This window comes from Pseudomonas sp. NPDC078416 (assembly GCF_050268485.1).
Lineage (GTDB): Bacteria > Pseudomonadota > Gammaproteobacteria > Pseudomonadales > Pseudomonadaceae > Aquipseudomonas.
Window position 1 is genome coordinate 138,273 of the sequence record NZ_JBNNGV010000004.1, and the last position, 11,139, is coordinate 149,411.

Below are 11,139 nucleotides of genomic sequence, written 5' to 3' on the forward strand. Positions count from 1 at the left end.
GGGCAAAGCTGCAATCGCTAAGCTGCAAGCTGCAAGTAACAACAGTGCCAATCAGCCAACGTCCAGCACCACCACCCGTTGCCCGGCACGCACCGCTGAGCCGGGTTGCACGCGGACGTCGCTGACCACACCGGCGTGGGGTGCCAGCAGCGGGATTTCCATCTTCATTGACTCCAGAATCACCAGCGTTTCGCCTGCCTCGACGCGCTGACCGACGCTGACCTGCACTTGCCACAGATTGCCGGCAATGTGGCTGTCGATGCTGGTCTGCCCGCTTTCCAGCGCGGCTTCTTCCGTGGATTCGGCCACCGCTTCGTCGCTCTCGAACGAGGCCTGGCCGTTGGCGATCCAGCGCTCCCGCTCGGCGTTGAACGCGCTCTGCTGCTGGTTGCGGAAGGCCGCGATGCTCTGCGCTTCATCGGCGAGAAAGGCCTGATAGTCCGTCAGATTGAGCGTGCTGTGGTCGATCTGCAGCGGGTATCGACCGAGGGGGAAATCGCGGCGGATGGTCAGCAGCTCCTCGGCGCTGACGGGGTAGAAGCGGATCTGGTCGAAAAACCGCAGCAGCCACGGTTTGCCATCGAATGCTGCCACCGCGCGGTAGCGGTTCCACATCTGCAACGTGCGCCCCACGAACTGGTAACCGCCGGGACCTTCCATGCCGTAGACGCACATGTAGGCGCCGCCGATGCCGACGGAGTTCTCGGCGGTCCAGGTTCGCGCCGGGTTGTATTTGGTGGTGACCAGCCGATGGCGCGGATCCAGCGGCGTGGCGACCGGCGCACCGAGGTAGACATCCCCCAGCCCCATCACCAGATAGCTGGCGTCGAAGACGGTGCGGTGCACTTCGTCGAGGTTCGGCAGGTCGTTGATGCGGCGGATAAATTCCAGGTTGCTCGGGCACCAGGGCGCGTCCTTGCGCACGGTGGTCATGTACTTCTCGATGGCCAACTGACAGGCCGGATCGTCCCAGGACAGCGGCAGATGAACGATGCGCGACGGCACCTCCAGGTTCTTGCTGGCGCAGACGCCGTCCCACTCCCCGGCGACCACATCGAGCAGCGTGTTCAGCGGCAGTTGCTCGGGCTGGTAATGCACCTGGAGCGAACGAATGCCGGGCGTCAGGTCGATCACGCCGTTGAGTTGCTTGCGTTCCAGCGCCTGCATCAGCGCATGGCCGCGGAAGCGCAGCACCAGGTCCAGCTCCGGCGCGCCGATTTCCAGCAGCAGATGGGTGTCGCCAGAAAGTCGAGCAACGAGGCGGGTGTCGTCTTCACCTATATCAAGAACGATGGGTGACTGTAGGAGCGCGCTTGCCCGCGAATGCAATGGCTCAGGCGCTAAACATTCATCGGATGTACCGCCCTCTTCGCGAGCAAGCTCACTCCTACCCAGATCGGTATTCAGTTTCAGCGAGCGGGCTGCTTCGACGCTGACCGGATAAAACCGCACCTTGTCCCCGGCCTTGAGCTGCCCCAACTGCCACAGATCCGCCTCGATGATCGTCACCGGGCAGACAAACCCGCCCAGGCTCGGCCCGTCCGGCCCTAGGATCACCGGCATGTCCCCGGTGAAATCCACCGCGCCGATGGCGTACGGATTGTCATGAATATTCGACGGGTGCAGGCCCGCTTCACCGCCGTCGGCGCGCACCCATTCCGGCTTCGGCCCGATCAGGCGCACACCGGTGCGGCTGGAGTTGAAATGCACTTCCCAATCGGTGGCGAAGAAGGTCTCGATGTACCGCTCAGTGAAATATTCGGGAGCGGCGTGTGGGCCATAGATCACCCGAATGTCCCGCACTGCCGGCAGCTCGGGGATCGGCGCGGGTGCCAACTGCTTGCCTGCGCTGCGGTCCACCAGCGGCGCGACATGCAACACGTCCCCCGCACGCAATGCCCGCCCACCGTGCCCGCCAAACTGGCCCAGGGTGAACGTGCTTTTACTGCCCAGATAATCCGGCACGTCCAGCCCGCCGCGCACGCACAGATAACTGCGGGCACCGGCGCCGGCGATGGTGCCGAGGGCCAGCGTCGAGCCTGCTGAAACGAGGAACGATTGATTCATCGGCTGCGCGTCGCCATCCAGCGTCAGCGGAATGACCGCGCCCGTCACGGCGATGACCGCATCGGTGTTAAAGCGCAGCGTCGGCCCGCTCATGGTGATTTCCAGCGCGGCGCAGCCTTCCGCGTTACCCACCAGACCATTGCCCAGACGCAATGAGCGACTGTCCATCGGACCCGAAGGCGGTACGCCCACCGCCCAGTAACCCAGACGCCCCGGGTAATCCTGAACGCTGGTCTGGGTGCCGCCGCTTAGCACTTCGAAGGTGTCGGCGCGATAGCTTAGCCCTTCAAGGCACCGCGTCCACGGCTGACCGCTGGCGAAGGGCACGTCCGCGATGATCTGGCGCAAGTAGTCGCGATTGGTCTCGATGCCGTACAGCCGCGTTTCGCTCAGGGCCTGGGCCAGACCGTCGCTGGCCGACGCCCTGTCCGGCGCCCAGCTAATAACCTTGGCGATCATCGGATCGAAGAATGGCGGAATTTCACACCCGGCCTCGACCCACGTGTCGATGCGCAGGTGTTTACCGTCGGCGGCGGGGAAGTGCACCGAGGTCAGCAAGCCCGGGCTCGGCTGAAAATCCCGGCCGGGGTCTTCGGCGTACACACGCGCCTGAATCGCATGGCCGACAGGCTGTAAACCCGTGCGCAATTCAACCAGCGGCGGCAGATCGCCGGCCGCGAGCTGAATCATCCAGCTCACCAGGTCCACGCCCCAGACCTGCTCGGTCACGCCATGCTCGACCTGCAAACGAGTGTTCACTTCCAGAAAGTAGAAACGCTGATCGTCGCTGTCGAAGACGAACTCCACGGTGCCGGCGCTGCGATAATTGACCGCTTTCGCCAGCTTGATCGCCGCGGCGCACAGCTCATCGGCCATGCCAGCGGGCAGGTTCGGCGCGGGGGTTTCTTCGAGGACTTTTTGATTGCGACGCTGCACCGAGCAATCGCGCACGCCCAGGGCGATCACCTCGCCACGACCGTCGCCGAACACCTGCACTTCCAGATGGCGGGCACGCTGGATGTACTTCTCGATGAACACGCCGGCGTCGCTGAAGTTGTTCTGGCCCAGCCGCTTCACGGCCTCGAACGACTCGCTCAGTTCGCTGGCGCTGCGGCACACGCGCATGCCGATCCCGCCGCCGCCCGCCGTGCTCTTCAGCATCACCGGGTAGCCGATGGTTTCGGCAGCGCTCAACGCGGATTCAAGGCTGTCCAGCAGTTCGGTGCCTTCGAGCATCGGCACGCCGTGCTGTTTCGCGAGGGCGCGGGCGGTGTGCTTGAGTCCGAAGATCCGCAGTTGCTCAGGTGTCGGGCCGATGAAGGCGATGCCGGTGTCTTCACAGGCCTGGGCGAAGGCCGCGTTTTCGGACAAAAAGCCGTAACCCGGATGAATCGCTTTGGCGCCGGTGGATTGGGCGATGGCGAGAATCTTGTCCACCGCCAGGTAGGTGCCGGCGGCGCCACCTTCGCCCAGGCTGTGGGCTTCGTCGGCTTGCAGGATGTGCAGACTGGCAGCATCCGCTTCGGCGTACACCGCGACACCGCCGACCTGCAGGGCGCGAAGGGTACGCAGGATGCGGCAGGCAATGGCGCCGCGGTTGGCAATCAGCAGTTTGTCGAACATGGCATAGACCCGGGGATCGATAGCGATCAACCCCACACTGGGTAGCGGGCCGTCCCGCTGTGGTACGCATTGCACGAAGGCCGTCCCTCGCGCCGAAGCCTTGAAGCCCTGAACACTTGAATCTGTGGTCAGCGGTCAGTCCCAGACAAGCAGTTCTGCCGGGGTCGGGTTGTAGCCGTTGCACGGGTTGTTCAGTTGCGGGCAGTTGGAAATCAGCACGATCACGTCCATCTCGGCGCGCAGTTCGACGTACTTGCCGGCGCCGGAAATGCCGTCCTCGAAGGTCAGCCCGCCGTCCGCCGTGACCGGCACGTTCATGAAGAAGTTGATGTTCGGGCTGATGTCGCGCTTGCTCAGCCGACCGTCATGGAGGCAGGCGCGCAGGAAGCTGTCGCGGCAGCTGTGCATGTGCTTTTTTTCCAGCGCGTAACGCACGGTGTTGCTCTCCTGGGCGCAGGCGCCGCCGAGGGTGTCGTGGCGTCCGCAGGTGTCTTCGACGATGGTCAGCATCGGCTTGCCCAGGTTCGAATACAGGACGCTGCCTTTGCTCAGGTAAACGTTGTTCTGCCGGCGCAACGTGCGCTGCACGTCATACCGCTCACGCGGGTTGGCCAGGCTGTAGAACAGCGTGTCGACCGCCTGATTGCCTTCGAGGTCGAGCAGGCGCAGGGTTTGCCCGGCCTTGAGTTCGGTCAGCGATGGCTCGCCCGCCGGGATGTGGGTGATGGAAACGGGGGCGTTCGTGTGGTGATGAGAGTGTGCAGTGCTCATGGCAAGCCTCCTCAGGCGAACAGGCGATCGGTGTTGATGAAACCGCGCACGTTTTCTTCGCGGGACGTGCGGCAGTGTTCGGCAACGCTGGGGTCAGCCTTCATCCAGCTCAGCTTGACCGGCTGCGGCGCGTACTCGGGGTTGGGGTCCATCGGGTGTTGCAGGGCGGTCATGACCACCAGCGTGTCCATCGGCGCGTACAGCTCGATGCTGTCGCCCGCTTTCGAGTTGCCCGGTACGAAGGTCAGCGCGCCGTGATCGTCGACGTTGACCCGGCTGAACAGGTTCAGCGTCATCAGCAGGTCGGAAAGCCCCAGGCCCCACTTGCCCATCTCCACCAGCAGGTTGTCGGCGCCGTTGCGGAAGAAGCCGTTGCGCAGTTCCTGATAGCGACCCTGGCCGTATTTCTCGCTGACCTCTTCGGCGCACAGCACGCCGCCGATGCTGTCGCTCCAGCCGCAGGTATCGGCAGTGATCGCCGCCAGTACGCGGCCCATGTCCGAATACAGGCAGTGACCGGTGGTGAGCTTGGCGGTGTGCTGGCATTTGAGGCTGTCAGGCAGGTTAAGGCGCTCGGTTTTTTCATGGGCGTTGAACAGCGTCAGGCTGATGTTGGCGTTGCCGTTCAGATCGGTCAGACGCAACAATTCGCCACGTTTGAGCACGAACGACAGGTGGCCGCCGCCGGGCAGCAGCTCTTCGGCGAACACGGGGAACAGCGTGGTTGAATCAGTCATGGTCAATGTCCTTCAAGCCGTTTTCAGCGAATCGAGCGCCACCCGGGCGGCGCGACGATCGCTGTTCAGGGGAATGTCGTAAGTGATGCGCGCGCCATAGGCGCCGGGGGCGTGGGGGTCGATGCGGACCTTGTCGAACACCAGCAGTCGAGTGCCGAGGTTGAAGCCTTCCGACAGGTCATGGGTGACCATGAACACCGTCAGTTTCGTCTCTCGCCACAGCTCCAGCAGCAGCCCATGCATGTCCTTGCGGATGCCGGGATCGAGGGCGCCGAAAGGCTCATCGAGCAGCAAAACCCGAGGCTTCATGATCAGTGCCTGAGCAATGGCCAGACGCTGCTGCATGCCGCCCGACAATTGCGTCGGGTACTTGTCCAGCGCGTGATCGAGGCCGACCTTGTGCAACAGCGCCGCCGCCTGTTCGCGGGCGTCACGCTTGGCGGCGCCGAACAGCCGCCCGAGCAACCCCGAGCGGGGCAATTCGAGGCCCAAAGCGACGTTGTCCAGCACCGACAAGTGCGGGAACACCGAATAGCGCTGAAATACCACGCCTCGCGTCGAATCCGGTTCGTTCGCCAGCGGTTGGCCGTCCAGCAGGATCGAACCTTTGCTGGCGACTTCCTGGCCCAGCAGCAGGCGCAGGAACGTCGATTTACCGCAGCCGGAGGCGCCCACCAGTGTGCAGAACTCGCCTTCGGCGATGCTCAGGTTCAGGCCTTCGAGCACCACCTGATCGCCGTATTGCTGCCAGACGTTTTTGACCGAAATAAAGCTCATGGGCGTGCCCCTTCGTACCACGGGAACGCTTTGCGGGTGAGGGCTTTCAGGCCCCAGTCCATCAGCCAGGCGAGGAGGGTGATCCACACCACGTAAGGCAGAATCATGTCCATCGCCAGATAGCGCCGCACCAGAAAGATCCGGTAACCCAACCCGTCAGTGGAAGCGATGGCTTCAGCCGCGATCAGAAACAGCCACGCCGACCCCAGCACCAGCCGCAGCGAGATCAACAGGCGCGGCAGCAATTGCGGCAGTACCACCCGCAGGATCAGCGTCCAGGTCGAGGCCCCCAGGGTCTGCGCCTTGATCAGCAGCTCGACCGGAATCTCCCGGGCGCGCTGCTCCAGGTCACGGGCCAGCACAGGGGTGATGCCGATGACGATGAGCATCACCTTCGACAACTCGCCCAGCCCGAAGACGATGAACAGGATCGGCAGAATCGCCAGCGGCGGCACCATCGACAGCACCGTCAGCAACGGCGACAGCGGCGCGCTGAACAACGGCAGCACCCCCGACGCGATGCCCAGGCACAACCCGACCACCGCGCTGATGGTCAGGCCGATAGCCAGGCGCTGGAGACTGGCGCCGGTGTCCTGCCAGAGCAGGTATTCACCGGTGCGTTGGTCTGGCACGAACGCCACCCGTTTGACCGCATCGGTCATCTGCACGGCGCTGGGCAACAGCTTGTCGTTGGGGTTTTCCGTCAGCCGCGTCGCCGAGCCCGTGAAATAGGCGAACAGCAACAGGGCGAACGGCAGGAGCACCAGAATCAGGCGACTGGCGCGATCCGGGCGGCGGTTTATCAAACGCATGGCAAAGACCTTTGGTTGTTACAGCTTGCCGTCGGCAGCCATCTGCACGTAGCTCGGGTCGAAGTGCAGCTTGAGGTTGGCCTTGTCGCCTTCGGTCACGCTGTTGGCGAAGGTCATGCCGACCGCGCTGGCGTCTTTCGCACCTTCGCCGAGCAGGCCATGGTCGAAGGAGAAGTCCGCGACCTTGCGCATGGTCATCGGCAGTTGCTTGCTGGTGGCGAATTCCAGCGCTTCCTTGGGCGTGGCGAACAGCTTGGTGGTGTCCAGTTGCGACTGGAAGCCGGCCAGATCGGTGCCCGACGCCTGGGCCATGTGCTCCAGCGCGGCTTTGGATTCGGCGGATTTGGCGTTCATCAGCGCCACCACTTCAAACCACGCGCCGGTCAGGGCTTTGCCCAATGCAGGGTTGTCTTTCAGGGTCTGGGTGTTGACCACCATCATGTCCATGATCTCGCCAGGGATCTTGCTGGAGTCGAACACCTCGGTGACGCCGGGCTTGGCCTTGATCTCCGAGAGCATCGGGTTCCAGGTGGTGACGGCCTTGACCTCGCTGGTGTTGAAAGCAGCGGCGATGTCGGCGTCGGAGGTGTTGACGACTTTCAGGTCTTTTTCGGTCAGGTCCACTGAATCCAGCGCGCGGGCGAGCAGGTAGTGGGACACCGACAGCTCGACCAGGTTGACGTCCATGCCCTTGAGGTCGGTGACTTTCTTCCCGTCTCCCTTGAGGACGATGCCGTCGTTGCCGTTGGAGAAGTCGCTGACCACCAGTGCGGTGCTTTCAACGCCACCGGCGGCGGGGATGGTGAGGGCGTCCATGTTGGTCATGGTGCAGCCATCGAACTGGCCGGCGGTGTATTGATTGATGGATTCGACGTAGTCGTTGAGCTGAGTGACTTTGATGTGGATGCCGTATTTCTTGGCCCACTTGTCGACGATGCCTTGGGTCCCTGCGTATTCCCATGGCATCCAGCCGGCATAAATGGTCCAGCAGACGTCGAAATCCTTTTTCGGAGCGGCGGTGGCCGAGAGGCTCAACGCCGCGAAGACGCCTGCGGTAAGCAAGCTGAACATACGGGACTTTTGCATGGGGGTGTCTCCAGTAGCGAAAAGGGCGGTCAGGAGTACGGCGACACCACTGGTGTCCTGTCTCCCGGGCTTTTATCCCGCCGTGTAACCTCTACTGGAGGTCGCCAACTCTCGGACCAGCCACTCGCTTGAGGCGAGCCGGAACCCTAGTCGGCTATTGCAAATTGTGGTGCCGCGAACCTGAGGTGACTCCTGCACAGGATCCCTCAAGCGAGAGTTGTGCCAAGTTGCGCAAACCCTTGTGGCGCCTGAGTCGGGCAGGCGCAGGTCGTTCAACGAAGGACGAGACGTGCACTGATGCAGGGCGCCGTCTGGCGGCTGGGGACTGCGGTGGGGCACTCGCTCTGGATTCAAGAGTCTGAGTTAACGTTCTCGGCAGTTTCGGGAACGCCGACCAGCGCCGCTGGTTCGAGCTCTACCGCGGTCCGGGAGGCCGCCATGTATCGACGATTGCTTACCGCTTTGATGACGTTGTCCCTGGCAGGTTGTTACGGAGGTTATTACGAATCAGAAAGCTACACGCAGCCGATCTATAGCAGTAGCTACAGCAGCGGTTATGTGTACGACAGTTATCGCCCGGTCGCTCCGGTGTATTCCGGCGGTGCGGTGTATTACTCCTCGCCGCGTTATTACTCGGCGCCTCGCTACTACGCACCGCCACCGCGTTATTACGCGCCTCCACCCCGATATTACGGGCCTGGATATGGGGGAGGTCGCCCCGGCTACGGTGGTCGTCCCGGTTATGGCGGCGGTAACTGGAATGGTGGAGGCGGTGGATACCATGGAGGGGGTGGCTACAACGGTGGCGGCAACGGCTATCGTCCACCGCCACAAGGTCCACGACCCGGAGGCGGCAATGGTCCCGGTCCCGGCAGCGGCTGGCATGGCAATCCCGGCGGTGGCGGTGGCGGCGGGCCCCGTCCCGGTCCTGGTGGATCGGGCGGCAATCACCGTGAAGACGGCGGTTTCGGCCGTGGCGGACACGGCGGGCCGGGCGGTGGTAATCGCTGAGTGATACAAGAACGGCGCTCCGAGGAGCGCCGTTTTTTGTGTTGAATGTTTAATCCTGCCCATGAGGGTGCACGCATCCCAATTGTGGGACCGGCTTCAGCCGGGAAGAGGCCGGTATGGGCACCCTCACGTGTGTGGTGTGAATGACAGGCTCAGTACTCCGACAAATCCGCCAGCGGGTGCCGTCCTTCCCAGGCTTTTTCGAAATGCGCATCCACCACTGCCAGCGGGATGGTTGAAATGTCCTGCCAGTGCCAGTGGGGTTTTTGATCCTTGTCGATCAGCCGCGCACGCACCCCCTCGGCGAACTCGGGATGCCGGCAGCAGTTGAGGGCCATGGTGTATTCCATCTGAAACACCTCAGCCAACGACAGATGGCGCGCCCGTTCGATCTGCTCCCACACCAGATGCGCGGTCATCGGGCAGCCGTCGGTCAGGGTCTTCGCCGCCTTGGCCAGTAACAGGTCATCAACATTCAGGTGATGTTTCAATGCATGCCAGGCACTCGGTGCGTCGGCGACGTCCAGCAGCTCATTAAGGGTCTCGCGACGAGGCAGCCATTGCGCGGCAGGCATCTGATCCACCGCTTCCAGCTGCAGCGCTCTGAACAGGCTGGTCAGTTGCACTTTCGTCTGTTCCTGCCAATTGAGTTGCAGCAGCCGGTCGATCATTTCCTCCTGCTGGTCATCCAGCAGAAAACGGTCGGCGAGCCCAAGATCCAATGCGTCACGGCCGTTGATGTGCGCGCCGGTCAATCCTAGGAACAAACCCAGCTTGCCCGGCAGTCGCGACAGGAACCAGCTGGCGCCCACGTCAGGAAACAGGCCGATGCTGATCTCCGGCATCGCCAGCCGGCTGCTGGGCGTGACGACGCGGATGTTCGCCCCTTGCAGCAAGCCCATGCCGCCGCCCAGCACATAGCCGTGGCCCCAGCAGATCAGCGGTTTGGGGTAGGTGTGCAGCGTGTAATCCAGTCGGTATTCCGCCGCGAAAAACTGCGCAGCCAGCGGCGGAACCGTGCCAGGCTGACCGCTCCCGGCTTCGACCAGCGCACGCACGTCGCCGCCGGCGCAGAAGGCTTTTTCGCCATTGCCGCGCAGCAACACGCAGACGATTTGCGGGTCGCTGGCCCAGTCGTTCAGGCGGTCCTGCAGCGCGAGAATCATCGGCAGCGACAGGGCGTTGAGGGATTTTTCCGCATCCAGCGTGGCGATGCCCAGGCGGGCGCCGTCCGTGCCGGTGAGCTCTTCAAATTGCAGATTCATCGTGACCTCTTGTCAGTGGTACGGGGATCTATCCAGAAATGTGAGTCCCCTCGACGCCCGGAAGTTGCAAACCGGCGGCTGTGAACGAGTGTAGGAAGATCCGACGGCGCCGCGCTGGAAATAATCAGCCACAGTCCCTAAAGTTGCGCATTGTTTCTGCCGGATCACACCATGACAAACGACGACCGCATCAAACTGGAGGCCAGCTGGAAGCAGGCCCTGCGCGACGAGTTCGAAAAACCTTACATGGGCGAGCTGCGCGAATTTCTGCGTCAGGAGCATGCGGCAGGCAAGGAAATCTATCCGCCGGGGCCGCTGATCTTCAATGCCCTGAACTCCACGCCGCTGGATAACGTGAAAGTGGTCATCCTCGGTCAGGACCCCTACCACGGCCCCAATCAGGCCCACGGCCTGTGCTTCTCGGTGCAGCCGGGCGTGCCGGCGCCGCCTTCGCTGGTCAACATCTACAAAGAGCTCAAGCGCGACCTGAATATCGACATCCCCAACCACGGCTATCTGCAATCGTGGGCCGAGCAGGGTGTTTTGATGCTCAACACCACGCTCACCGTCGAACGCGCCAACGCCGCGTCCCATGCCGGCAAGGGCTGGCAGCATTTCACCGACAAGATCATCGAAACCGTCAGCGCCCGGCAGCCGCACCTGGTGTTCCTGCTGTGGGGCGCCCATGCGCAGAGCAAGAAAAAACTGATCGATGCGTCCAAGCACCTGATCCTGACCGCTGTGCACCCGTCGCCGCTGTCGGCGTACAAAGGGTTTCTGGGCTGCGGGCATTTTGGTCTGGCGAACAAGTTTCTGGAGCAGAACGGCCTGGCGCCGATCGAGTGGCGATTGCCAGCCAGCGTCTGACGCAAATGCTTCGTCCGCCGCGAATTTTCTAGGAGCGCGCCCAATATCTGCGCCGGCCGCAGATCCCCATGCAGGAGCGTGGCTTGTCCCGCGATCGGCCGGGAACCGGGCGTGGAATGGGCG

Annotated in this window: 9 protein-coding genes and 1 riboswitch; of the genes, 2 read left to right on the forward strand and 7 right to left on the reverse strand. The window is 62.9% G+C overall.

All coding sequences use genetic code 11. The features are described from left to right. Positions 1-51: 51 nt before the first annotated feature. The 6 genes from uca to ACQKEN_RS07380 form a co-directional block, all read right to left on the reverse strand. Entirely contained in the window at positions 52-3,690 is a 3,639-nt protein-coding gene (gene uca / locus ACQKEN_RS07355) for an urea carboxylase (RefSeq protein ID WP_427684756.1), read from the reverse strand. Positions 3,691-3,825: 135 nt separating this feature from the next. Next, complete coding sequence (locus ACQKEN_RS07360) at positions 3,826-4,461, reverse strand: urea amidolyase associated protein UAAP2 (RefSeq protein ID WP_427684757.1); 636 nt, start codon at positions 4,459-4,461, stop codon at positions 3,826-3,828. Positions 4,462-4,472: 11 nt separating this feature from the next. Next, positions 4,473-5,198 (reverse strand): urea amidolyase associated protein UAAP1, encoded by a 726-nt coding sequence (locus ACQKEN_RS07365; RefSeq protein ID WP_427684758.1) that lies wholly within the window; start codon positions 5,196-5,198, stop codon positions 4,473-4,475. Between the two features lie 12 nt (positions 5,199-5,210). Next, positions 5,211-5,975, reverse strand: a complete 765-nt coding sequence (locus ACQKEN_RS07370) for an ABC transporter ATP-binding protein (protein ID WP_427684759.1) — start codon at positions 5,973-5,975, stop codon at positions 5,211-5,213. After that, complete coding sequence (locus ACQKEN_RS07375; protein WP_427684760.1) at positions 5,972-6,787, reverse strand: ABC transporter permease; 816 nt, start codon at positions 6,785-6,787, stop codon at positions 5,972-5,974. The genes ACQKEN_RS07370 and ACQKEN_RS07375 overlap by 4 nt, the downstream gene beginning before the upstream one ends. An 18-nt stretch (positions 6,788-6,805) precedes the next feature. After that, positions 6,806-7,873, reverse strand: a complete 1,068-nt coding sequence (locus ACQKEN_RS07380) for a putative urea ABC transporter substrate-binding protein (protein WP_427684762.1) — start codon at positions 7,871-7,873, stop codon at positions 6,806-6,808. 59 nt (positions 7,874-7,932) lie between these two features. Further along, a riboswitch (guanidine-I (ykkC/yxkD leader) is annotated at positions 7,933-8,034 on the reverse strand. 277 nt (positions 8,035-8,311) lie between these two features. Here ACQKEN_RS07380 and ACQKEN_RS07385 point away from each other — a divergent pair. After that, the gene (locus tag ACQKEN_RS07385) at positions 8,312-8,884 is read left to right on the forward strand and encodes a hypothetical protein (protein ID WP_427684763.1); all 573 of its coding nucleotides are present in this window, start codon (positions 8,312-8,314) and stop codon (positions 8,882-8,884) included. 152 nt (positions 8,885-9,036) lie between these two features. On the opposite strand, the gene ACQKEN_RS07390 is transcribed toward ACQKEN_RS07385, so the two are convergent. Further along, positions 9,037-10,149, reverse strand: coding sequence for an enoyl-CoA hydratase/isomerase family protein (locus ACQKEN_RS07390; protein WP_427684764.1), 1,113 nt, complete (start codon positions 10,147-10,149; stop codon positions 9,037-9,039). Positions 10,150-10,320: 171 nt separating this feature from the next. On the opposite strand from ACQKEN_RS07390, the gene ung reads away from it, so the two are divergent. Next, entirely contained in the window at positions 10,321-11,016 is a 696-nt protein-coding gene (ung, locus tag ACQKEN_RS07395; protein ID WP_133772428.1) for a uracil-DNA glycosylase, read from the forward strand. The last annotated feature ends 123 nt before the right edge of the window (positions 11,017-11,139 follow it).

What these genes read in the sequence shown, in the direction of transcription:
- ACQKEN_RS07365 (WP_427684758.1), bottom strand. Translation starts at nt 5,198, where the DNA reads ATGACTGATTCAACCACGCTGTTCCCCGTGTTCGCCGAAGAGCTGCTG.
- ACQKEN_RS07360 (WP_427684757.1), bottom strand. Translation starts at nt 4,461, where the DNA reads ATGAGCACTGCACACTCTCATCACCACACGAACGCCCCCGTTTCCATC.
- ACQKEN_RS07385 (WP_427684763.1), top strand. Translation starts at nt 8,312, where the DNA reads ATGTATCGACGATTGCTTACCGCTTTGATGACGTTGTCCCTGGCAGGT.
- ACQKEN_RS07375 (WP_427684760.1), bottom strand. Translation starts at nt 6,787, where the DNA reads ATGCGTTTGATAAACCGCCGCCCGGATCGCGCCAGTCGCCTGATTCTG.
- ACQKEN_RS07380 (WP_427684762.1), bottom strand. Translation starts at nt 7,873, where the DNA reads ATGCAAAAGTCCCGTATGTTCAGCTTGCTTACCGCAGGCGTCTTCGCG.
- uca (WP_427684756.1), bottom strand. Translation starts at nt 3,690, where the DNA reads ATGTTCGACAAACTGCTGATTGCCAACCGCGGCGCCATTGCCTGCCGC.
- ung (WP_133772428.1), top strand. Translation starts at nt 10,321, where the DNA reads ATGACAAACGACGACCGCATCAAACTGGAGGCCAGCTGGAAGCAGGCC.
- ACQKEN_RS07390 (WP_427684764.1), bottom strand. Translation starts at nt 10,149, where the DNA reads ATGAATCTGCAATTTGAAGAGCTCACCGGCACGGACGGCGCCCGCCTG.
- ACQKEN_RS07370 (WP_427684759.1), bottom strand. Translation starts at nt 5,975, where the DNA reads ATGAGCTTTATTTCGGTCAAAAACGTCTGGCAGCAATACGGCGATCAG.